General features: G+C 42.1%; 23 protein-coding genes. 13 read left to right on the forward strand and 10 right to left on the reverse strand.

What is annotated here, in order from left to right; translation table 11 throughout:
- Window positions 1-880: S10 family serine carboxypeptidase-like protein (locus AC37HE_RS16110; protein ID WP_500784007.1), on the reverse strand; the 880-nt coding region annotated here is incomplete at its 3' end.
- Between the two features lie 189 nt (window positions 881-1,069).
- On the opposite strand from AC37HE_RS16110, the gene AC37HE_RS16115 reads away from it, so the two are divergent.
- Window positions 1,070-1,720 (forward strand): HAD hydrolase-like protein, encoded by a 651-nt coding sequence (locus AC37HE_RS16115; RefSeq protein ID WP_500784009.1) that lies wholly within the window; start codon window positions 1,070-1,072, stop codon window positions 1,718-1,720.
- A 304-nt stretch (window positions 1,721-2,024) separates the two neighbouring features.
- On the opposite strand, the gene pheS is transcribed toward AC37HE_RS16115, so the two are convergent.
- The 4 genes from pheS to AC37HE_RS16135 form a co-directional block, all read right to left on the reverse strand.
- Window positions 2,025-3,044, reverse strand: coding sequence for a phenylalanine--tRNA ligase subunit alpha (gene pheS / locus AC37HE_RS16120; RefSeq protein ID WP_500784011.1), 1,020 nt, complete (start codon window positions 3,042-3,044; stop codon window positions 2,025-2,027).
- 68 nt (window positions 3,045-3,112) lie between these two features.
- The gene (locus AC37HE_RS16125) at window positions 3,113-4,435 is read right to left on the reverse strand and encodes a peptidylprolyl isomerase (RefSeq protein ID WP_500784013.1); all 1,323 of its coding nucleotides are present in this window, start codon (window positions 4,433-4,435) and stop codon (window positions 3,113-3,115) included.
- A 2-nt stretch (window positions 4,436-4,437) separates the two neighbouring features.
- Entirely contained in the window at window positions 4,438-5,250 is an 813-nt protein-coding gene (locus AC37HE_RS16130; protein WP_500784015.1) for a peptidylprolyl isomerase, read from the reverse strand.
- Complete coding sequence (locus tag AC37HE_RS16135) at window positions 5,247-6,068, reverse strand: peptidylprolyl isomerase (RefSeq protein WP_500784017.1); 822 nt, start codon at window positions 6,066-6,068, stop codon at window positions 5,247-5,249. The genes AC37HE_RS16130 and AC37HE_RS16135 overlap by 4 nt, the downstream gene beginning before the upstream one ends.
- 196 nt (window positions 6,069-6,264) lie before the next feature.
- Here AC37HE_RS16135 and AC37HE_RS16140 point away from each other — a divergent pair, with 196 nt between their 5' ends.
- From AC37HE_RS16140 to AC37HE_RS16155, 4 genes are all read left to right on the forward strand, one after another.
- A complete protein-coding gene (locus AC37HE_RS16140; protein ID WP_500784018.1) occupies window positions 6,265-6,804 on the forward strand; it encodes a GNAT family N-acetyltransferase in 540 nt (179 codons plus the stop codon).
- Between the two features lie 258 nt (window positions 6,805-7,062).
- On the forward strand, window positions 7,063-7,299 hold the full coding sequence (locus AC37HE_RS16145; protein WP_500784020.1) for an acyl carrier protein: 237 nt from the start codon (window positions 7,063-7,065) through the stop codon (window positions 7,297-7,299).
- A 142-nt stretch (window positions 7,300-7,441) separates the two neighbouring features.
- On the forward strand, window positions 7,442-8,254 hold the full coding sequence (locus AC37HE_RS16150; RefSeq protein ID WP_500784022.1) for a mechanosensitive ion channel family protein: 813 nt from the start codon (window positions 7,442-7,444) through the stop codon (window positions 8,252-8,254).
- Between the two features lie 6 nt (window positions 8,255-8,260).
- On the forward strand, window positions 8,261-9,136 hold the full coding sequence (locus AC37HE_RS16155; protein ID WP_500784023.1) for a DUF3078 domain-containing protein: 876 nt from the start codon (window positions 8,261-8,263) through the stop codon (window positions 9,134-9,136).
- A 610-nt stretch (window positions 9,137-9,746) separates the two neighbouring features.
- Here the strand turns inward: AC37HE_RS16155 and AC37HE_RS16160 are convergent.
- The 3 genes from AC37HE_RS16160 to AC37HE_RS16170 are packed head-to-tail and all read right to left on the reverse strand — an operon-like array spanning window position 9,747 to window position 10,699.
- Entirely contained in the window at window positions 9,747-9,953 is a 207-nt protein-coding gene (locus tag AC37HE_RS16160; protein ID WP_500784025.1) for an RNA-binding S4 domain-containing protein, read from the reverse strand.
- 8 nt (window positions 9,954-9,961) lie between these two features.
- A complete protein-coding gene (locus AC37HE_RS16165) occupies window positions 9,962-10,315 on the reverse strand; it encodes an MmcQ/YjbR family DNA-binding protein (protein ID WP_500784027.1) in 354 nt (117 codons plus the stop codon).
- Window positions 10,316-10,336: 21 nt separating this feature from the next.
- Window positions 10,337-10,699: a YraN family protein gene (locus tag AC37HE_RS16170; RefSeq protein WP_500784028.1), complete on the reverse strand. Its 363-nt coding sequence runs from the start codon at window positions 10,697-10,699 to the stop codon at window positions 10,337-10,339.
- 119 nt (window positions 10,700-10,818) lie between these two features.
- Between AC37HE_RS16170 and AC37HE_RS16175 the strand changes: the two genes are divergently transcribed.
- The 4 genes from AC37HE_RS16175 (at window position 10,819) to AC37HE_RS16190 (ending at window position 17,434) form a co-directional block, all read left to right on the forward strand.
- Window positions 10,819-12,054, forward strand: a complete 1,236-nt coding sequence (locus tag AC37HE_RS16175) for a TolC family protein (protein WP_500784031.1) — start codon at window positions 10,819-10,821, stop codon at window positions 12,052-12,054.
- A gap of 11 nt (window positions 12,055-12,065) precedes the next feature.
- The gene (locus AC37HE_RS16180) at window positions 12,066-13,262 is read left to right on the forward strand and encodes an efflux RND transporter periplasmic adaptor subunit (protein WP_500784033.1); all 1,197 of its coding nucleotides are present in this window, start codon (window positions 12,066-12,068) and stop codon (window positions 13,260-13,262) included.
- A 14-nt stretch (window positions 13,263-13,276) separates the two neighbouring features.
- Window positions 13,277-16,360, forward strand: coding sequence for an efflux RND transporter permease subunit (locus AC37HE_RS16185; RefSeq protein WP_500784034.1), 3,084 nt, complete (start codon window positions 13,277-13,279; stop codon window positions 16,358-16,360).
- Window positions 16,361-16,468: 108 nt separating this feature from the next.
- Window positions 16,469-17,434, forward strand: a complete 966-nt coding sequence (locus AC37HE_RS16190; RefSeq protein ID WP_500784035.1) for an NAD-dependent epimerase/dehydratase family protein — start codon at window positions 16,469-16,471, stop codon at window positions 17,432-17,434.
- On the opposite strand, the gene AC37HE_RS16195 is transcribed toward AC37HE_RS16190, so the two are convergent.
- Complete coding sequence (locus AC37HE_RS16195; protein WP_500784037.1) at window positions 17,431-18,339, reverse strand: S66 peptidase family protein; 909 nt, start codon at window positions 18,337-18,339, stop codon at window positions 17,431-17,433. The genes AC37HE_RS16190 and AC37HE_RS16195 overlap by 4 nt on opposite strands.
- A 119-nt stretch (window positions 18,340-18,458) precedes the next feature.
- On the opposite strand from AC37HE_RS16195, the gene AC37HE_RS16200 reads away from it, so the two are divergent.
- Complete coding sequence (locus tag AC37HE_RS16200; protein WP_500784039.1) at window positions 18,459-19,103, forward strand: NADPH-dependent F420 reductase; 645 nt, start codon at window positions 18,459-18,461, stop codon at window positions 19,101-19,103.
- A gap of 66 nt (window positions 19,104-19,169) precedes the next feature.
- On the opposite strand, the gene AC37HE_RS16205 is transcribed toward AC37HE_RS16200, so the two are convergent.
- Window positions 19,170-20,108, reverse strand: a complete 939-nt coding sequence (locus AC37HE_RS16205) for an HU domain-containing protein (RefSeq protein WP_500784040.1) — start codon at window positions 20,106-20,108, stop codon at window positions 19,170-19,172.
- A 169-nt stretch (window positions 20,109-20,277) separates the two neighbouring features.
- On the opposite strand from AC37HE_RS16205, the gene galE reads away from it, so the two are divergent.
- The 3 genes from galE to rfbB all read left to right on the forward strand — a co-directional run bounded on the left by galE (window position 20,278) and on the right by rfbB (window position 23,510).
- The gene (gene galE / locus AC37HE_RS16210; RefSeq protein ID WP_500784042.1) at window positions 20,278-21,306 is read left to right on the forward strand and encodes a UDP-glucose 4-epimerase GalE; all 1,029 of its coding nucleotides are present in this window, start codon (window positions 20,278-20,280) and stop codon (window positions 21,304-21,306) included.
- A 189-nt stretch (window positions 21,307-21,495) separates the two neighbouring features.
- A complete protein-coding gene (locus tag AC37HE_RS16215) occupies window positions 21,496-22,416 on the forward strand; it encodes an RluA family pseudouridine synthase (protein WP_500784043.1) in 921 nt (306 codons plus the stop codon).
- A 38-nt stretch (window positions 22,417-22,454) separates the two neighbouring features.
- Complete coding sequence (gene rfbB / locus AC37HE_RS16220; RefSeq protein WP_500784044.1) at window positions 22,455-23,510, forward strand: dTDP-glucose 4,6-dehydratase; 1,056 nt, start codon at window positions 22,455-22,457, stop codon at window positions 23,508-23,510.
- Window positions 23,511-23,514 lie beyond the last annotated feature (4 nt).

Raw genomic sequence — 23,514 nt, forward strand, 5'->3', positions numbered from 1 at the left:
CATCACTGAGCTGGTCCCCTTTCAACAGGGCCGGACCGTAGACGTTTTGTGTAAATTTTTCTACCTCGGCCAGGAAATTTTCCAGGTTTTCGGGCTTGTTTTCCAACGCATCATGGTACCAGGCCGTAGCTGCGTAGGTGGGCAGAAAAACATAGTAAGAAGTATCATCGTTGGGCGGGAATATAATTGATCGTAAATCAAAAACGGAGGAAACCATGATAACTCCCCGGAGGGTAATTCCCTGATCGAGCAAGTATTTCATGACTCCGGCATTTCGGAATGTTCCGTAGCTTTCACCCAACAGGAATTTGGGCGAATTCAGTTTTCCGTTAGCAATAAGAAACTGCTGGATAAACAGGCTTATGCTTCGGATGTCCTGATCGACGCCCCAAAAATCAGCATATTTTGCTTTTCCGGCCGGGACACTGAGACCGGTTCCAACAGGATCGATCATTACCAGGTCGGTCACATCAAGAATGGAATACTCGTTATTGACCACCTCGTAAGGTGCCGATTTATTGGGATTCGGATCGTCCAAAACCACACGTTTAGGCCCCAGGATAGCTATATGCAGTGGCACAGAGGCCGAACCGGGTCCACCGTTGTAAGCAAACATAATCGGTCGATTCGGGTCGCTTCCTTCTTTGGCGTAATAAGTAAATCCGAACTCTGCAATTGGTTTGTTTTCTTCATTGCGAAGGACCATTGTTCCGGCTTTGGCGGTCAAATTGATTGTTGTACCATTAATTTTTACCGACTGTTTTGTTGTGGAAATGTGATCCTTCGGAGTCGGTGCCGGAGATTTTATGGAATCAGTCGGCTGACCAATTGCGGATACCCCGAAGGACAGGATAAACAAAACGAGGTTAATTTTTTTCATATTAAGAGCTTTAAGGTATAGGATTGATTAACAATGTATTTGTGTTGATTGTTTAAGGGGCTGTTTAATCTTTTGAACTGATTAACAGGCAAGAGAACGAGTGAAGACTCTAAGGAGACCAGACATTAAAATGATTTTCAGTTTTACAAAAAGCAAATTTTCCTTTTTCTTTGCTTGAAAGATTTACAAATGGCCAACTTCTCACATATCATTTTCGATTTAGACGGAACCCTGATTGATTCTAAACCGGGTTTGTTAAATGCCCTTCGGGTTGTTCTGAGTAAAATGGGCTTGGACCGGCCGGCTGAAGAAATTATTGATTCGCTGATTGGCCCGCCGGTGCAACAAGGAATGCGTAATATTTTAGGTTTTAACGATCAACAGGTTGAAGTGAGTTCGCGCCTGTTTAGGGAATACTACCGTGAGCGCGGTTTGTATGAAGGAGCGGTTTACCCGGGAATTCAGTTGTTGCTGGAAGCGTTGCTTGCGGATGGCGCTAAGCTTTACATTGCTACCTCCAAACATGCCGTCTTTTTACCCATTATTTTGCGCCATTTTGAGCTGGAGCGCTACTTCGATGATACGGAAGCTTCGGAAGGGACTACGATTCAAACTAAGGCCGAATTAATCACCAATTTGATGGATCGGAACCGCTTGCAGCCATCGCACCAAATTGCGATGATTGGCGATACGAAATTCGATATCGTAGGTGGAAAAGCCAATGAAATTACCACAATTGCTGTTGGCTATGGATTTGGTATTAACGAGGAACTTCAGGAGCTCGAACCGGACTATTTTGCCGAAGATGTAGATGATCTGACAGAGATTTTGCTGGGCTAGCATCTGAATGACAGATTTCCTGAACACCTTGATTTTATTAGCCCCGAGGTAGGTGAGACCCGTCCCCCAGCAGTTTTTTTAATCCAATCGGCAAGGGGAACCGTCCCCGAGGCAATTTTTTTGGTCCAATCGGTAAGGTGGAGCGTTCAATCGGTAATTTTTTTGATTTAATTGGCTGCGGTATGCCTCCCATTGGCAATTTCTTGATCTCAACAGGCAAGATGGAGTCTTCCATCAAAAAAAAATTGCAGGACAGCCGTGGCGATCCTGCAACATATAATTGGACTGGTTTATCTAGTCGTTCTTAAATGCTTGATTCGAACTGGCGCAGGAATCGAACATCATTCTCGAAGAAGTGGCGAATATCTTTGATACCATATTTCAACATGGTAATCCGTTCGATACCCATACCGAAAGCAAAACCGCTATATTTTTTCGAGTCAATTCCGCAGAGTTCCAAAACGTTCGGGTCAACCATACCACAACCCAAAATCTCGAGCCAGCCAGTGTATTTACAAACGTTACAACCTTTACCACCGCAAATTGAGCAGCTTACATCCATTTCGGCTGAAGGCTCAGTAAACGGGAAATAAGAAGGGCGCAAACGGATCTCTGTTTTCTCGCCAAACAACTCGCGGGAGAAATAGAGCAGCGTTTGTTTCAAGTCGGCAAACGAAACGTTTTCGTCCACATACAAACCTTCAACCTGGTGGAAGATACAGTGAGCACGAGCCGAGATAGCTTCGTTACGGAATACACGTCCCGGGAAAATTGCACGAATTGGAGGTTGTGTTTTTTCCATCACCCGAACCTGAACGCTTGACGTATGGGTACGCAACAATACATCCGGATCTTTTTGAATGAAGAAGGTATCCTGCATATCACGAGCCGGGTGTTCCGGCGGGAAGTTCAGGGCTGAGAATACGTGCCAGTCATCCTCAATTTCAGGACCTTCAGCAACCGTAAAGCCTAAGCGTGCAAAAATATCGATGATTTCGTTCCGAACGATTGACAGCGGATGGCGCGAACCAACGCGTAAAGGCTCAGCCGGCATCGTCAGGTCGGTTTGACCACCTGCATGTTCTGCTGCTTCAAAGCCTTCTTTCAATTCGTTGATTTTATTGAGCGCGAATTCTTTCAGTTCATTGATTGCTTGTCCAACAGCCTTCTTTTGATCAGCTTCCACGTTTTTAAAATCAGCAAACAACTGACTGATCAACCCTTTTTTACTGATGTATTTAATGCGAAGTTCTTCGACTTCCTGCTTAGCTGAAGCGCTAATATTCTCAAGTTCCTCTCTTAACTCTTTAATTTTTTCTAACATCTTCGTATGCTGTTGAATGAAGGCGCAAAGATAATTATTGAAGTTTGAATAATTAAACGATTGCCTGGTTATTTTAAAATGGTGATCCGGCGGATGCGGATATCCTTTAGGGGACGGTATTCGCTGTCGACTGGCACTGCGTTGATTTTGTCGGCCACGTCCATACCCTCGGTAACCTCCCCAAAAATGGTGTAAGTGCCATCGATATGCGGAGCGCCACCAATGGTTTTGTATACCCGTCGTTGTTCCGGCGTGAATTTGTAACCAGTCTCCTTGCTAATATCATCAAGCTCCGAATCGGAATAAGTTCGGCCGGTAACAATGTAGAATTGAGAACCGTCGGAACGGCGTTTGCTGTTGCCGCGGTCTGGTTTCCGTGGTGATCCGATAACACCTCGTTTGTGGTACAGGCCGGGAACAATATGGGCCGGAAGTGTATAGCCGGGTCCTTTCCATCCCACTACATCGTTTTTACCGGCGTAACGGGTATCGGCCGCTCCGCTTTGTATGCAAAAGCCTTTAATTACCCGGTGAATTAACAAGCTGTCGTAGTAGTTTTCTTTCACCAGTGCGATAAAGTTATCGCGGTATTCGGGTGTTTGGTTGTACAGGCGAATTTTAATGTTGCCCATATCGGTTTCAATCAGTAAGCCTTTAATGTGTTTGTTAGCCTCACTGGTTGCCTTGTCGGTTGAGGATTTAAGCTGATCCAGGGGCTGGGGCGTTTTGCCGGCTTTCTGCATCAAATCCACAATTAAGTTGGAAGGGATCACCAGGTTCTGGTTTTCGTAGTCGATAATATCGGCATAGCCCAGTCCAATACATTTTTCGCCGGAAAAGACCGGCGTTCCGTAGCTTTTCGACCGAAATTGATTGGTGACCTGGTAACGCATGGAGCCACCAACATTACCGTGCTTATGTACTGTTCCCTTGTGTAAGGGGAGCGTGTTCCCTTGTGGTTTGGTGAGGTAAATACTTTTTTGATTGTTTGGTACGACTCCTTCAACCAAAGGAATTCCCGGTCGACTAATTGCCGAGGTTTTCAGAAGCACTAGATCGTTGATCCGGTCTACCGCCAGAAAACCGTCAATCTTATATTTCTGATTTTCGTTCCAGGGAGTGATTAATGCTGCGTTTGCTTCAATTAAGGGGCTTAGCCGGCTAACCACAAGATTGCTGTCGACAAAAAAAGCTGTTTCGCTTTCCAAAAACCGAGAATTATCGAAGCTCTCCAATTTTACGATGGAAGGAACATAGTCGAGGTAATTGATTTGCGATTTGCTTTGTTCTTCGGTTGTTTTTTTCGCTACTTGCTCAGTTGGCTTTTGGGGATTTGAAGAGCAGGCAGCCAGCAAGCTGACCAATAGGATGAGGCTGTATTTTTTCAGCATAGCTATTGAATAATTTTCACGGTTATTTTCACGTCGGTGTATGGGCGGTTGTTTTCGTCGGTTTTTAGCTTCGAGATCTTGTCAATCACATCGAAGCCTGAAATACATTCGCCAAAAATTGTGTATTTACCATCCAAATCGGGATAGCCACCAACGGTTGTGTAAGCTTTGCGCTGTTGGGCGGTAAACTTGAGGGTGTTTGGATTGAGCTTCATTCTCGCCGCGATATCGCTTTTTACTTTATCGGCAATTGCTCGGAATTCTTCTACTTTTTTCTCTGCTTTTAACTGTTTCAGTTGCGCTTTTATTTCGGGGGTGAAAACTTCGTTAATGATTTTTTGCCGAATAGGACGGTTAACAGCCATTTCCATGGTATCGAGTTCTCCCTCGGTGAAAACTTGTCCTTCAACAATGTAAAATTGTGAGATGTCGGATTGTTTAAAGGGGTTTACCTCATCGGGTTGTCGGGGAGCACAAAGCGCCCCTTTTTTGTGGATGTGTCCCGGTACGATTTCATCGTCGACGGTATGTTCCGGCGACCCGTAACCAATGCGCTTTCCGGGAGGTGCATTGCGCGACGACTTGGAGCCCCCCTGGATCAGAAAGTTTTGAATGACCCGGTAAAACAGTGTTCCATCGTAATAACCTTCGCGTGCCAGTTTCATAAAAGCATCGCGATGTTTTGGGGTGTCGTTGTATAATTTAAAACGCATGTTGCCGAGGTTGGTTTGTATCTCGACCAGGTGGTTAATTTGATTTTGAGCTTGCAGAGAGGTGAAAAAAAGGAAACTGAATGCTATGAGTAAATATTTCATTTTAAAACTTTTACCTTCATTTTTATATCTTGTTCCGGACGATCAAATCGATCTGTCTTCACAGCGGCTATTTTATCCAGAACATCAAATCCGTCGATCATCTCGCCAAAAACCGTATAAGCTCCATCAAGTGAGGGATAACCTCCTTCGCTTGTATAAATGGCACGTCTTTCATCTGAAATTTTGTAGGGTTCAGTCTTTTCCAGTTCCTGATCGGCTTGTTCTTTTAGTTCTGCTAACCGCATGTTGAGGCTATCTTGTTGGCCGCTTTGCATGAGTTTTGTGAGTTCATCCTGGTGTTCGCGGAATAGCTTTTGGCTTATTTCTTTGGCTTTTCGGTTGTTCATTTCTAGTTCCAATGTGTCCAGCGCTCCCGGGGTAAAAACTTTACCTTGTACAATGTAAAATTGTGAACCCGATGATCTTCTTTCCGGGTTTTGCACATCTCCCTGACGGGCTGCAGCTAAAGCTCCTTTTTTGTGGAAAAACTGAGGTTTGATCTCTGCCGGAATGGTGTAGCCGGGATCACCGTTTCCGAGACGCTGACCGGCCGGCGCATCTTTTGAATTCGGATCGCCACCCTGAATCATAAAATGATTGATCACGCGATGGAACAACAAATCATCGAAGTAGCCCTCTTTAGCCAATTTGATAAAATTATCGCGGTGTTGCGGTGTTTCGTCATATAGGCGGAAGGTCATTGTCCCGTAATCGGTATCAATTTCTACGGTTGTTCCTTTTTTCCCCGAATTATTGCTTGCACAGGATACCTGCAGCAACATGATAAGAAGCAGAAGCGAACTGTAAATTTTAGCCATTGTAAGATTCATTTAAAGGGTTGAGACGAAATTTAATAAGCTTTTGCAATTTGACCACAGGTATGGCGAACTGCCGCCTATTTCTTCTAACCATACAAATATAATTATTCTGCCAGCCGGATAAAATTAGTGAGCTCAGCGCTGTAGCGTATAACGAAATTATAAAAGAACTACATTTGTTGAAATTGAAAACGTTATGCACGAAATTTTAGTCAATAATCAGATTTGCTTAGAGAAGATTAAATATTCACATGCTTTCCAGGTATTTCAGGCTATTGATGCGAATCGCGCGTTTCTGTCTCCTTGGTTACCCTTTGTACAACAAACCAAAACGCAGGATGATACAGAGGCTTTTATTCGGTCCATCCTTTCAGAACAGGGTGAAAGAAAAGATGAGGTGTATGTTATTTGGTACAATCGGCGCTTTGCGGGGTTAATTGGCTTGAAGGATACCGATTACCTCAATCTGAAGACCGAAGTTGGGTATTGGCTTATTGAAAATATGACAGGTAAAGGAGTTATGACCCGTTCGGTAAAAGCGCTAATTGAATTTATTTTCAATGTGATGAAAATGAATCGGATTCAAATAAAATGTGGTGTTGGTAATGACAAGAGTTCTGCTATTCCGAAGCGGTTGGGTTTTGTTCTTGAAGGAATTGAGCGTGATGGAGAAAAGCACCAAAAACGATTTATTGACTTAGAAGTTTACAGTTTATTAAAGAAAGAATACAGGTAAATTCTTAAAAATTGAAATAGCAACACCGATTGTTAATTTTGATTGTTCGATCTAAATGATCTCAATTTGATTCCAATTGCATCAAAATGGAAAAATATGCGTGGGAAAATGTCTAATTGAAACATACGATTTCTCTTTCCAAATAGCAATTAGCATATTTTAAAGTTAGAACGGTTTAATTATTTGTTCGATTTTTTAATTTTGGCACGAAATTGGTAACCATTAGTAGCCAGAAGGTTATCAGAAAACAAGAGAAAAATGGAAAATAAAACTGCAAGAAGGACACTTTACAAAGTGCTTCGTAAAACAGGAGTTGCCCGGGATGCAATTGAATTGGATGCATCTTTTCAGGAAGACTTGAAGTTTGACCAGTTGGACTGGAATTTATTTCTTTTCTACATGGAAGAAACATTGAATGTCGATATTGAAGAAGATCAGGCGAGAAATCTTCTTCAGGTTAAAGATTCACTTGAGCTATTAGAGAATATAGCCTAGGGTATATTTAGTTTAGTTAGTTAGTCAGGGATATTTTCGAAGAGAATATCCCTTTTTTATTGCCATAACTTGCGTTGTAAAACCTTAATAGCGTAAATTTGTTTGAAAGGACTAAACAATTAATCATTTTATCTCAAAAAGTATGGAAATTTTTGAAAAAGAATCAGGAGCGATTAGAGAGTTAATCGTTACCTACGGGTTGAAAGTCGTTATGGCTATTATTGCCTTGATTATTGGTTTGTGGATCATCAAACTTATTGTAAAAGGGCTGGCCCGTGTGATGGAGAAAAAATCAGTAGATCCATCATTAAGAGGTTTTATCAATAGTTTAACAGGCATCATGTTAAAGATCATGCTGTTTATCACTGTAATCAGTATGGTTGGTATACAGATGACTTCTTTCATTGCAATTCTGGGTGCTGCCGGTTTGGCTGTAGGTATGGCTCTTTCGGGAACTTTGCAAAACTTTGCCGGTGGTGTTATGATTTTAATCTTTAAGCCATTTAAAGTGGGTGATTTTATCGATGCACAAGGACATATGGGAACTGTTTCCGAGATTCAGATTTTCATTACAGTGCTAAAAACTCCGGATAACAAAACGATTCTGATTCCGAACGGAGGCTTGTCTACCGGTTCGTTAACTAATTTCTCAACGGAGGAAACCCGTCGTGTTGATTTCTCTTTCGGTATTGCCTACGGAGATAGTTACGACGATGCAAAAGCTTTATTACTCAAGTTGATCGAGAAAGATGAACGAATTATGAAAACCCCTGAGCCATTTATTGTTTTAGGAGCGTTGGCTGATAGCTCAGTGAATATTACTGTTCGTGTTTGGGTGAAAGCTTCTGACTATTGGGGAGTCTTCTTCAATATGAATGAACTGGTTTACAAAGAATTTGATAAAAACGGATTACATATTCCATTTCCACAAATGGATGTACATCTGGATAAATAAGATTCCATGAGGAAATTACTATTTATAGCCTTAATGCTGCCGCTTTTTGCGGCAGCTCAAGCTCCTGCTGACTCGGTAAAAGTATGGAAGACCGGGGGCTCTGCCTCCGTTAATTTTAGCCAGGTATCCCTGTCAAACTGGGTTGCCGGGGGCAAAAGTTCAGCATCGGGGACTTTTCTGGTGAACTTGTTCGGGAACTACCAAAAGGACAAGGTGAGCTGGGAAAACACACTAGATATGGGCTATGGGCTTTTAAAGCAAGAAAATGATAAGGTTTTAAAATCTGAAGACAAGATCGATTTTAGCTCAAAACTGGGATATAAAGCTACCGAAAAGTTCTACTACTCTGTTTTGGCGAGCTTTAAATCGCAGTTTACAGATGGCTACGATTACAAGATTGATGAGCGGCCAGTGATTTCCCGTTTTCTGGCTCCGGCCTATATTACCATGGCTCTGGGGATGGATTATAAGCCGAATGAGCATTTTTCACTATTTGTATCACCCTTAACCGGTAAGCTAACTTTAGTTACCGATCAAACGTTATCAGATGCCGGTGCCTTTGGTGTTGATTCTGGTCGTAAAAGCCGGTGGGAGTTGGGTGCCTATTTAAAGACAGCAATTAAGTATGAGCTTGTGAAGAATGTATCTCTGGAGTCGAAATTTGATCTTTTCTCCAACTATCTGGATCAACCACAAAATATGGATGTAAACTGGGATATGACCATTAATATGAAAATTAACAATTTCATGTCGGCCAAGTTGATTACGAACATGATTTATGATAACGATATCAAAATTGATGTCAATAATGATGGGGTTGTTGATGGGCCACGTATTCAGTTTAAGGAACTGTTTGGAGTGGGATTGAACGTTAATTTTTAATTTTTGATCGATCAAAATGGGTATTTGTACGATCAACCTGATAGTTTGAATGGCGAAGTTGCTATTTCGCATGAAACGACAGATTTCAAGTTGACTTGTATTATGTTTCTGGCGTAACTTTGTTATGCTTTTAGAAACTACACGATGTAGAAACAATTTTATTTTTCTCTTTCATTCCACTCTTAAGCGCACAAGCATTCCAAGCCGACAGTTTCCTGTCGGCTTTCTTTTTTAGGCAAAAATGTGATTTCTGTTTGTTTGGATTCGGGGATCTTTGTTGTTTTGATTAAGAAGCTGAAACTCCTGGTTACCTCTATCTGCTTTTTAAAGGAAGATTACTTGGAAGCAATAAGTCAAACCGGGCTAAAATTAGATCGATTTTGAAATGAGAAAAGTATCCTTCGTATAGCGAGAATGTCGTTTCATCCAGAATTTATAGTCGTTCATGAAGTTCTTTTGAAATAACTTGACATGTATCCTGTTTCTGGCTTAACTTTGTTTTGCTTTTAGAATATACCATGCGTATAGTAAACCAATTTTATTTTTCTCTTTCATTCCACTCTTAAGCGCACAAGCATTTAAAAAGCCGGCAGAGATCTGCCGGCTTGCTTTATTTTATAAGGATTTGTTGTCCATCGAACTCGATGACATCTCCGGAGCGAATTTTAGCTCTTTTCCGATGCTCAACTTCGCCGTTGAGAAAAACGTAGCCTTCGTCGACAACCAATTTCGCCTGTCCGCCTGATTCGACCAGCTGAAGTAGTTTAAGCAACTTTATTAATTCAATGTACTCCGTGTTTAATTCAAATTCAATCATCTTTTTAGCTAAAGGTTTCGTAATTCGTCTTTCTGTTTACGGGTTAATTTCTCAACGACTAAGTTGTATGATTCGTCAACCAGGTTTTCCAGGAAGTTTTCGCTTAGTGAACCATCAATGCGAATGGTATTCCAATGCGACTTATTCATATGAAAAGCCGGTGTTATGCACGAAAATTCTTCCCGTAGTTCGATTGCTTTATCCGGATTACATTTCAGGGTGATGGCAAATTCGCTTTCCAAATCGGTTAAAACAAACATTTTCCCCATCACTTTGAAAACAAGCGTAGTTTCGTCAAAAGGAAACTCCTCGGTCGTACCTTTTTTCGAAATGCAATAATCTCGGAGCTCTTCAATATTCATACCTCAAAATTACGGATTATTTTATGCCGTTGGGTAAAAAGCATCTTTGTAATGTTCCAATGTATACTGATCGTTTAGGAAAATGATTGTTATAACATCGAAACGGGTGTCGCAATGACTGTCGGTTTTGAAAATGTAGGCTTCGGCAGCTTCAATCAGGAAACGGATTTTTCGCTTTCCAACAGCCTCGCTGGGATGTTCGAAAGCTGTTCCTGTACGGGATTTCACCTCGACAATGACGAGTTCATCTCCATCCTTCGCAATAATGTCTATTTCGTAATGATGGAAGTGCCAGTTCGTCTCCAGTATCTGGTACCCAAGGTTCTGCAGGTATTTTTGGGCTATTTCTTCGCCTTTGTCCCCTATTTCTTTTTGTTTCGTCATTTTGTGAGGTTAAAGTTCGACTAATCAGTTTATTATTTGATACAAATATCGTAAATTTAGTAGAGAACATTTTTGCTGGATTGTCTGTTTCAAATTAAACATTTGCTTTAAACAAGATTATGACTAAAACCTTAACCTTATTCTTTCTCTTATTTCCGTTTTGTTTGTTTGGTCAGAACCAATTATTGACTCTTGAGGCCGCTGTTGATTCGGCATTAGCCAATAATGCCATGTTGAATCAGTCGCGTGCTATCATGGAAATGAAGCGAAATGAGTGGAAAACCCTGACCGGAATTGAAGCTCCTGAAATCAGTTATTTTGATGAAGGACGGAACAGGTCTGCAACTCAACCTTTCCAGGAGCGTCGGTGGACTATTTCTCAGACCATTGATTTTCCCTTGACCACAGTTTATCGCCTAAAGGCCTTAAAGCAGGAAGGAGAGGCCCTGGATTATCAAATTCAGGCGCAACAAAATCAAATTACGGCCGAAGTGAAGTCCCGTTATATCGATGTACTTTATGCGCTGCATTTGCAGCAACTGGGTAAGCAACGTAAAGGTTTGGCTGATGAGCTTTATAAGGCTGCTTATACCAAGTTTGAAACCGGAATGGGCAATGGTATTGATTTGACCAAGGCTGAACTTCAGGTTGCAGAGGCTGAGAATTTTCAGAGTGAAGCTGAGCGAATGCTTCACATGGGAAGGTATAGTTTGTTTCGCTTGATGGGGCTTGAAATACCGGATATCAATTATGGCATTCAGTTCTCCGATACACTCAATAACAAGGAGGTTACTGTGAGCCAGATTAAGGCTTTGTCGCTTTTGCACCACCAACCCGAGTACCTGGCTGCTATTGCTGCTTATGAGGCATCTGAAAATAAGATTAGAGAAGCCCGAAGTAATATTTTACCCGATATTCGATTCAACTTGTACAAACAAAACTATGGCGATGGCTTTAAATACAATGGTTTTGAGGTTGGCTTGAGTATACCGATTTGGTTGCCGTTTGAGCAAAGCGGAAAAATAAAAATGGCAAAAGCCCGGCAAACCGAAATAGAATGGCAACAAAAGGGAATTGAGCAGGAAATGAAAGAGCGGATTGAGCATGCCTGGCATAGCTACAGTTCCAGCAGGCAAATCATCGATCGTTACAAGCAAACGATTAGTGCTAAATCGGCTCGTTTGCAGCAATTGAGCATTGATGCTTACCGTTTGGGCGAAATTGATTTGATGAATCTGATATTGGCTCAACAAACCTATTTAGATAATCAACGCAGTTATCTGGATGCATTGCACGACTTCTATCTACAGCTGGTTCAGCTGGAAAAATATTTAAATCTCGAATTAGTTTATTAATAACCAAGACTATGATATTGAAAAAATCCATCTGGCTTTTAGCATGCGCGATCGTGGCTTTAGCAGTTTCCTGTTCATCAGAGAAAAAGCAGGAGCAAGATAAAACTGCTATTCCGGAGACTCCCCCTTCGGTTTCCGGAGAGCAACCCGGAAGACTTCTTATTCGCTTGTCTGACAAAGAAAAGGAAGAACTAACAATTGAAACGGAGCAAGTGTCGAGCGACGTTACCAATTATCGACTAATGGCATCCGGTGTTGTTTTTCCTGCAACCAATCATTCGAGTGTGATTAGCACACCTGTGGATGGTCGGATTGTTGGCATTATGGTTCACGATGGACAATTCGTTAACAAAGGGCAGGAGTTATTCAAGTTGGAAAGTCTGGTATATGGGAACCTTGTTGCTGAATATTTACAAGCTGTTGCTGAAGAAAAATTTCAGACTACCCGGTTGGAACGAATGAAACAACTGGTTGAACAAACCATTAGTTCCAGATCGGAGTTAGACCGGGCACAGTCGGACTACGAACGGGCACGAACCGTGTCTATTGCAGCGGTTGCCAAGTTGAAGGCAATTGGTATCCCCGATCATGAGATTAAGGCACTTCAGGATGTTGATCAAATTGATCCCGGTTTAAAAATTCATTCCCCGATATCCGGAAGTTTTGAACAGTTAAAGGTTGAGTTGGGACAGTCGGTCAATGCACTGGATATGTTAGGTCGCATTATCGATCTGGAAAAGGTTTTGGTAAAAGGGTATTTAAGCCCCGAGGATGCTCGTTTTGTTAATCCCGGGGATACGGTTATGATTTCGAGACGCGACAACGATCAGGAGAAGCTGATTGCTCTGATTTCGTCCGTGAACCCGGGGTTGGATGAAGATAACCGATCAGTCGTTGTGAATGTGGAGCTTAGTCCCCAAAAAAACTGGCCGAAACCAGGGGAAAATGTTCGGTTAGAAATTAGCACTTCTTCCAGTGGGGAGGTTTTTGCCATTCCACTAAAAGCAGTTACTTATGATGGAAATCAAGCGATTGTTTTTGTGAAGAAAGGACCTGCACTTTTTGAGAAGCGGCCAGTTGAGATTGCTGAAATTCGCGATCAATTTGCGATTGTGAGGCAAGGAATGAATGAAAACGAAGAAGTTGCTGTATCCCAGGTTTTCAGTCTGAAAGCCCTCTCCCGTTACGAAATGATTGCCGAAGAATAACCAAGATCCTAGCTATGTTAAACCAAATTATTGTTTTCTCAGTTCGCCAAAAGTTTGTTGCGCTTTCGCTGGTTGTTTTAATGGCTGCTGCAGGAGTGTACTCCTTGATGCAAATTCCCATTAACTCGTTGCCCGATGTAACGCCGGTTCAGGTTTTGGTGATTACAAAAGCCGGACGCTATTCACCCTATGATGTTGAAAAACTGGTTAGCTACCCGATTGAAACGGCGATGAATGGCTTGCCCGATGTGAAGGAAGTGCGCTCTATTTCGCAGTTTGGCTTATCGGCAGTAACTGTTGAATTTGAGGAGAACACCGATATTTATTTTGCTCGACAGATGGTTAGTCAGCGGTTGCAATCTATTTCCGATGAGTTACCCCCCGATGTTTCTGCGCCACAACTTGGGCCGATATCAACTGCCTTAGGAGAAATTTACCAATATCAGGTGAAAGGTGAAAATTATTCATTGACCGAGTTGCGCGAGATTCAGGACTGGATGATAGCACCACAGCTGAAGGTTGTAAAGGGCGTTACCGAGATCAACTCTTTTGGTGGTTTTGTGAAAGAATATAATGTACTTATTCAACCCGGCAAGATGCGGATGTATGGCGTCAATATTCAGGATATTATTGATGCTATTGCACAAAACAACTCCGTTTCAGGTGGTAATTACCTGGTTCACAATCGAGAGCAGTATATTGTTCGGGGCTTTGGACAAATCAATAAGAGAGAGGATATTCTGAATATCGTGGTTACCAAACGCGAGAATACGCCTGTTTTTATCAAGGATGTAGCCGATGTTGAAATCGGAACCCAAATCCGGCAGGGCGGCGTTACTCGTGATGGTAAAGGGGAAGTGGTTACCGGAATTGTTATGATGCTTCGCGGAGGAAATGGTCGCGAAGTAATTGCTGATATTGAATCGAAAATTGCGTCAATTAATAAAAACCTTCCGAAAGGCGTTCAAATTGAAAAATTCTATGATCAGTCGGATTTGATTAACCGAACTACCGGTACAATAAAAACCAATCTTGTTGAGGGTGGCTTCTTGGTAATTGTGGTTTTGTTGTTGCTTTTGGGGGAAATTTCTGGAGCATTGATCGTTGCGATGGTGATTCCTTTGTCGATGCTTTTTGCGTTTATAGGAATGCGCGAATTTGGATTGGCCGCCAACCTGATGAGCCTAGGTGCGATTGACTTTGGTATGGTTGTCGACGGTTCGGTTGTGATGGTTGAAAATATTATCCATCGGTTGCAAGGACGAAAAGAAGATGAAATTCCGGATGATACAATCATTTCTGCTGGGAAACAGGTTGTTCGGCCTATTTTCTTCGGGGTTTTAATTATTCTGTTGGTGTATGTGCCAATTATGACCTTCAGTGGAATGGAGGGGATTCTTTATCGGCCGATGGCTATTACCGTGGCAGCAGCTGTTTTAGGCTCTTTGCTTTTAGCCTTGGTTTTTATTCCCTCGGTTGCTGCAATCATATTCCGAAAAGGAGTAAAACTGCGTCGAAATATTTTAATTGATTGGCTGAAGCCGCGATACCTGAAAGTACTCGAATGGCATATGGAGAAGCGGGTGCTGGTGTTGGTTTCAGCCCTACTACTATTTGTATTTTCCGTTATTGTGATGTTGCGACTTGGAAGTGAGTTTCTACCGGAATTGGAGGAAGGTTCTATTTTGGTTGAACAGGTTCGAATGCCTTCGGTAACTCTGGATGAGTCAATCGAAAATGCGAATTGGCTGGCTGGTGAACTCATGAAAAATATTCCGGAGATAAAAACGGTTGTTCCGAAAACAGGGCGTTCCGATTTGGCCAACGACTGGATGGGAGTGCACCAAACAGATGTATGGGTTGTGTTGAAAGATCCAAAAGAATGGCGAAAAGGGATGACTAAAGAGGATATTATCAAGCAGATAGAACCCTATTTGCAAACCGAACCTGGTTTAGCTTATAACTTCACTCAACCTATTGCCATGCGTGTTGATGAACTAACCAGCGGAGTGAAATCAGATTTGGCTGTTAAAATTTACGGGGAAGATCTGGATGAGTTGAACCGAATTGGGGAATCAATCTCGAAGATTACTGCTTCGCTGGATGGTACGGATAACTATTTTGTAGAACAACCAATTGGGCAGCCTTACTTAACCATTGAAATTGATCGGGAGGCTGTTGCATCTTTTGGCTTGAATGTGGATGAAGTGCAACAGGTGATAGAAGCCGGTATTGGAGGACAAGTGGCCGGGCAGGTTTACGAAGGGCAGCGCCGTTTTGATATCCTGGTTCGCTATCCGAAGGATATTCGCGAGAAATTGCAACAGATTCAGGAAATTCCGGTTTACCTGGGGAACGGACAATTTATTCCGCTGAAGCGTGTAAGTAACATTGTCGCTCAGGAAGGTCCTCGCGAAATTCAGCGTGAAAATGGTTGGCGCCGGTTGATTGTTGGTGTGAATATCAAAAATATCGATATTGGTACTTACGTGGCTAATTTGCAAGCTGCGATTGATAAAAAGGCCAATGTTCCTCCCGGATATTTTCTGGAGTACGGAGGTACTTTCGAAAATCAACGGCGGGCGATGAACCATTTGTTGCTAGTTGTTCCCTTGTCTTTATTCATCATTATTGGCTTGTTATACCTCAATTTTGGCAGCATGCGCTTTGCGATGATTATCCTGTTGAACCTCCCATTTGCGTTGTCAGGAGGTGTGTTCTTGCTTTGGTTGCGGGGAATGTACCTGTCTGTATCAGCCAGCATTGGTTTTGTTGCTTTATTTGGGGTAGCAGTGCTAAATGGTATTGTATTGCTCGATCATATTAATGAGCTTCGGAAAGAACATTCCGGCTCGCTTAAAAAACTGGTTGTTGAAGGAGCAGGGGACCGGCTACGCCCGGTTTTGATGACTGCCTTAGTAGCAAGTTTAGGTTTCATCCCTATGGCTTTCAACTCAGGCCCGGGCTCCGAAGTGCAACGACCATTGGCAACTGTAGTAATCGGTGGTTTAATTACCTCAACCTTTTTAACACTATTGGTTTTGCCTACGATTTATTTGTGGGTCGAAGGGAGACGAAAGAAAGAAAAAGATATTTAAGTAGTTTTAATACCTCCATTCATTTTATTAATCAGTCTTTAACTAAAGAGTTGTTCCAATAGTTATACTTTGCATTTGAACCTAAGTGAACGATAAGATTTAACTAAAATGATGGATAAAAAGGAAGTTTCCGGTACGGAAGTCAAAAAGCATACAATCCTTGGGGCAGGAGGTTCTATAGGAAACTGCTTGGCTGAGGAATTATTAAGTCAGAATAAGTCAGTGCGATTGTTTAGTCGGCGAGCTTATTCGATGCCAAGAGCTGAATCCGTAAAGGGTGATCTAACCTCTTTCCTGGATGTTTTAAAATCGGTTAAAGGATCGGAGGTTGTCTATTTGTGTGCGGGTTTGCCTTACCGCTATGAGGTTTGGAAGGAAGAATGGCCTCGCATAATGGACTATGTTACCGAAGCTTGTATTAAGGAAAATGCCTTGTTGGTTTTCTTTGATAATGTCTATATGTATGGTGCTGTTCATGGAAAAATGACGGAAGAAACACCGTACAATCCTTGTAGTAGAAAAGGAGAGGTAAGGGCTAAAATTGCCCGACAGCTCGAAGAGGAGATGGCTCAGAAAAACATTCGGGCAATTATCGCCAGGTCTGCAGATTTGTATGGTCCACATTCAGTACATACAAGTATGCTCTGGAATCTCGTTATTCATAATCTTGAAAAGGGGAAGAGAGCCCAGTGGCTTGGAAATCTAACAGAACCTCATTCATTCACTTATACTTGCGATTGTGCTAAGGCTTTAGCTTTATTGGCCGATGCACATGAAGCACAGGGGCAAGTCTGGCATATGCCAACTTCAAATCCGGGTCTTACTGGTCAAGAATGGGCCCAATTGTGTGCCGAACAGATGGGAAAAGATCCTAAGTGTACCTTAATCCCTAAGTGGGCGTTGAAGCTCTATGGTTACGTTGATAAAATGGCTGAGGAACTTTACGAAATGCTGTATCAGCAAGAGTTACCTTATATTTTCGATTCTTCGAAATTTGAGAACGCTTTTAACTTCAGGCCAACCTCCTATGAGGAAGGCGTAAAAGAAACCCTGAAATTTCTAAAGAAATACTAGTTGTTTACAGGAGAAACTCTGATTTTGTCCTCCTGCTCGCATATCGAATAGTTTTGTCCAAAAACCAATGGCATATTTTCGTCGATATGTCCTGAGGGACAGTTAAAGTAAACCGGATAGTTGTAGTCTTTAACAGCATTGAAGATAATTTCTTCAACACTCTGGCCATAGGGTGAATCATTGTCTTTCATGTCAGTAAAGCTGCCAACCAATAGGGCTTTCAGGTTCTTCAATGATCCGGAAAGCTGAAGTCCGTACATCATGCGATCCAGGTGATAGAGATATTCCGACAGATCTTCGATAAAGAGAATTTTATTGTCGGAATCAATTTGCTGCGGTGTTCCAAGCAGGCTGTAAACGATCGACAGGTTTCCGCCGCACAACTCCCCTGTAGCTTCTCCTGAGCGGTTTAATGCTGCTTTTTCGAATGAATACGCCGGTATTTTACCGGAAATGAGCTGCATTAGCTGATGATAACTTTCTGTAGGTTGTCCTTCTTTTAAATAGAAACCCGGCATCGGACCATGGATACTGCAAAATCCTTCTTTTTGAAACCAAGCGTGGAGAACGGTAATGTCGCTGAAACCAATCAACCATTTGGGGTTTTGTCGAAAACGATCAAAATTTAATTGATTGGCAATACGAATTGTTCCATAGCCTCCGCGCGAGCAAATAATAGCTTTACATTGCGGGTCATCCAGGGCTTCCTGTAAATCGGATAACCGTTGATCGTCGGTAGCCGAAAACTGAAAGTGAGAATCGAAAACAGACTTGCCTGTAACGACTTCGTATCCTTCTTGTTGGAGTAATTCAAGAGCTGGTTTTATTTTTTCAGCACTAATTTTTCCAGCTGGCGAAACGATGCGAATTCGGTCTCCTGGATGTAAAAATGCGGGTTTCTTCATGGACTTCAATTTGGGTCTGAAGATAATAAATCTTCGTGCAAGCAGCTTTTAACTTAATGACTAAAAGATCGTAAAAGATAACAAAATGGTTCTTTCTTAAATTATTAAATATTGGAGTTATGAGAAATCGGGTAGGTGTGCTTGGATCCGGTGTTGTTGGTCGGGTTCTCGCAAATGGTTTCCTGAAACACGGTTACAAGGTGAAGGTTGGCACACGTCAACCGGGAAATTTGCAGGATTGGCTGCAGGAAGTCGGAGAAGATGCGTCGTTAGGTTCGTTTGAGGATGCCGCGCGCTTTGGCGATGTTGTGGTGTTGGCAGTTAAAGGAAGTGCTGCTGAATTCGTACTGGACTTGGCAGGTGGAGCAAATTTACATGGAAAGACAGTGATTGATACTTGTAACCCGATTAGCAGCGATCAGCCTGATCATGGTGTTTTACGTTATTTCACGGCGCAAAACTCATCGTTGATGGAACAGCTGCAGGCAAAATACTCCCGAATCAATTTTGTTAAAGCGTTTAACAGTATTGGTAACGAGTTGATGGTTGACCCGGATTTGAAAGAAAAACCGACCATGTTTATTTGTGGAAATAATGATGAAGCGAAGAATGAAGTCAAAACTATTTTGAAGGAATTTGGCTGGGATTATGCCGATATGGGAAGTGTGGAAGCTGCCCGACCGATTGAGATGCTTGCTGTGCTATGGTGTATTCCCGGTTTCCTGAGACACGAGTGGAAACATGCTTTTAAGTTGATAAAATAGAAATTGGTGGGATTATAATTGAAAAAGGCTGTCGTAAAGACAGCCTTTCAATATATGATCTGATTTTTACATCTTCTTGTAAATCCAGGCCCCGGATCCTGATGACTGGGCCATGTAATTTTCACGAGCGTTAAGCGCATCGTCGATGTTCACATAACCACCCAGCGAAATGTAATGCAATCCTTTAATTACGCCAAGGTTGGTTCCCTGGAAACCTTTTTTGTCGAGTTGATGGATGAATGTTTTCGCATTCTCTTCGTTTTTGAAACTACCAACAATCAGGAAGTAGCGAGCAGGAGCTTCTTGAATTTGCTCTTCAACCGGAGCTTCTTCAATGGTTGCTTCTGTTGCAGGATTGACTTCAGTGGTTGTTGTTTCTTCTTCAACCGGAGTTGGCGCTGGAGCCATCATTTCGCGGATGTAGCTCATATCCGACTTCTGAATATTAGAAGTATTATTTTTTAACGGAATTACAGCTAAAGCAAATAAAAGCGGAACTGCCAAAAGTACCTTTTTCAAACTGCGTTTTTGAAAGATTACTTCAACTGCCTGACGGTCTTCCTGTGAAATAGCTTTGCGGGCAATTTGACGAGCAAACAAACTTTCGTATGAAAATGAAGCTAATCCAAAAGCATCAATATTCAGGTTCTCTTCGATCTTTGGGATGAATACTAAGTGTTGCTGCTCATCATAAAGGAGATTCCCCAAGCCTGAAATAGTAACTTCTTCGCCATCGGTCAAACGGTAATTCAGTTCCTGAACCAGCAAATCAACTTTTTTGCGTGCAGCAATGTAGTTGATCCCTTCTTCCGATGCGATGTGGTTGATCAATAATCCATCGTTAAAGTTCAGCTTTCTGTTGAAACTAACAGATTTACTTGGCGGTGTGAATTGAGATGCGTGCAGCCCGGCTTGTTTGTAATTGGTTACAAAACCGCCAAAGCCCGGAATGATCACACAGTCATTCAACAATAATAATTCTTTGATGTAAGCTAGTAATTCCACAGATTTCATCTTTATTAAACCAAAAATAAGGAAAATTTAATGGGCTGCCAACGGAAAGTTTTCAACAGGTTGAGGGATTTTTGAACTCTTCGCGTATTAATATACACAGTCCGAACTGACTATGGTCGATTGATTATTGCTATTTTTACAAAAAAATTAAAACCAACTTATGGCAACAAAAATATTGGTAACCGGCGGAACCGGTTACATTGGTTCTCACACAGTAGTTGAACTTCAACAATCGGGTTACGACGTAGTTGTTGTTGATGACCTTTCAAACTCAAGCATCGAGGTATTAGACAATATCGAAAAGATTAGCGGTAAAAAGCCAGCTTTCGAGCAGTTAAATCTTGCAGATGCTGCAAAAACAGACGAATTCTTCAGTAAAAACACCGATATCGCAGCGATTATTCATTTCGCGGCTTCTAAGGCTGTAGGCGAATCAGTTCAAATTCCGTTGCACTATTATCGTAATAACTTGGTTTCGCTGATGAATATTTTGGATTGTCAGCTGAAGTATAACATCCCGAATATTGTATTCTCTTCATCTTGTACCGTTTATGGTCAACCGGATGTTTTGCCGGTCACTGAAAAAACACCTCGCAAGGATGCTGAATCGCCTTATGGAAATACGAAACGTGTGAACGAAGATATTTTGAATGACAGCATAAAGGCTTATCCCCAATTGAAGGGGATCGCTTTGCGTTATTTTAACCCAATTGGTGCGCATCCAACAGCCTTAATTGGAGAACTTCCTTTGGGCGTTCCACAAAACCTGGTTCCTTTTATCACACAAACAGCCGCCGGTTTGCGCGACGAGCTTAAAGTGTTTGGTGATGATTACGATACAACAGATGGCTCGGCTGTTCGCGATTATATCAATGTGGTTGATCTGGCTCAGGCACATGTTGTTGCCATTGCCCGTTTGCTGGAAGGTAAAAACAAAGCAGGTTATGAAATTTTCAACCTGGGAACAGGAAACGGTTACTCCGTTTTGGAGATCGTAAACGGTTTTGAGAAAGCAACTGGTGTGAAATTGAATTACAAAATTGTTGAGCGTCGTGCCGGAGATATCGAAAAGATTTGGGCCGATACAACCTATGCGAATGAAGAGCTTGGCTGGAAAGCTGTGAAAGGCTTGGAAGAAACGTTACTTTCAGCCTGGAACTGGGAAAAACGCGTTCGCGGAATTCAATAGAAATTAGAATTTATTCGGATATACAAGAGAGCCTTTCCTGATTTTGGGAAGGCTCTTTTTGTGTCTTCTAGTCATCCTGAAAGCGGATCGTGTGTTGTTTCTCAGCGCTTGCTAAAAGTATCAAGAATAGATATATCTTTGTGGCGGTCAGATCGTTTTCATCGGTCTGCATTACATAGTTGATATAGCATGAAAAACAAGAACGAAAGCAGCGATAAAAACAAGACGCCAAGAGGTAAGAAACCAGAGTCGATTCGCTTTAAAGTGAAGCAAGAAGCTGAATTGATGAAATTTCTGATTGAGAGCCTTCCACATAAAAACCGGAATAACATAAAAACCATGCTTAAAAAGCGACAGGTGGTTGTTAATGGTACGGCAATTAGTCAGTTTAATCATGTTTTGAAACCTGGCGATTCAATTGAATTAAGTCGTCGTCCGGCCGAGAGTGCGGTTAAGATGCCCGGTGTCGTTATTGTTCACGAAGACGAACATGTTATTGTCGTGAATAAAAATGCCGGTTTGCTGACCATTGCTACTGAAAAGGAAAAACGCGATACGGTGTACAGTATGCTCAGTAGCTATGTGAAGTCGCAGGATCGGGGCAATAAAATATTCATTGTGCATCGGCTTGACCGCGAAACAAGTGGTTTGATGCTTTTTGCCAAGTCGAAAGAAATAAAAGACCTCATTCAGGAAACCTGGACACAAACAGTTGCCGAGCGAACTTATCTGGCAGTTGTTGAAGGCCAGCTGGATCCCCCGGAGGGGACTCACAGCTCTTACTTGTTCGAAAGTAAAGCTTTTATCGTCTATTCCTCACAAAATCCGGAGAAGGGACAACATGCCATCACAAATTACTCGACACTGAAAGTGAATGAGGCCCTTTCGCTCTTAAAAGTGAATCTGGAGACCGGTCGTAAAAACCAGATTCGTGTGCATATGAAAGATTTGGGACACCCGATTATTGGTGATAAAAAATATGGAGCAACAATGAATCCGATTCGCCGCCTGGGATTGCATGCCTGGGTTTTGGCCTTTAATCATCCGGTTACCGGGAAAAAACTACGCTTTGAAACGTCCATCCCCGGAAGTTTTTTGAAGTTGTTTTAGTTGGTATCAAAACCTACCTTTAGGTTTTAAAAGTATCGATGATGAAGACTATTTTAATTACCGGAGGAGCCGGGTTTATTGGTTCGCATGTCGTTCGTTTATTTGTTAATAAATATCCGGACTACCGAATTATTAACCTCGACAAACTCACTTATGCGGGAAATCTGGCTAATCTGAAGGATGTCGAGAACAAAACAAACTATGAGTTTGTGAAAGGCGATATTGTTGATGGTGAAGCAATGTTGGCTTTATTTCGCAAATACCGTTTTGATGGCGTTATTCACTTGGCTGCCGAGTCGCATGTTGATCGTTCTATTTCAAACCCAACAGAGTTTGTTTTCACGAACGTAATTGGCACCGTAAATTTGTTGAATGCAGCCCGCGATATTTGGAAAGACAATACCGACGGTAAGCTGTTTTATCATATCTCAACCGACGAGGTTTACGGATCGCTGGGAAAAGAAGGCCTATTTACTGAAACCACTAAATATGATCCGCATAGTCCCTATTCGGCTTCCAAAGCAAGTTCCGATCATTTTGTACGGGCGTATTGCGACACTTTTGGATTGCCGACACTGGTTTCGAATTGCTCCAACAATTACGGGTCGTACCAGTTCCCCGAAAAGTTAATTCCGCTTTTTATTCACAACATCCGAAATAATAAACCGCTTCCTGTTTACGGGAAAGGCGAAAATATTCGCGATTGGCTGTGGGTTGATGATCATGCCCGGGCAATTGACGTGATCTTTCATCAGGGGGAAATAGGTGAAACCTATAACATTGGTGGCCATAACGAATGGACAAATATCGATTTAATTCATTTGATGTGTCGGATCTTGGATCGCAAGCTCGGACGAGAAGAAGGAACCTCAGCCCAATTAATCACTTTTGTGAAGGATCGGGCAGGGCATGATCTGCGTTATGCAATCGATTCGTCAAAATTGCATAAAGAATTGGCTTGGGAGCCAAGTTTGCAGTTCGAAGAAGGATTGGAGAAGACCATTGATTGGTACCTCGAAAATGAGCGATGGTTGGAGAATGTCACCAGCGGCGATTATCAAAAGTACTACGAGCAACAGTATACAAAAAGGTAAAACA

The organism is Mangrovibacterium sp. (genome assembly GCF_059905295.1).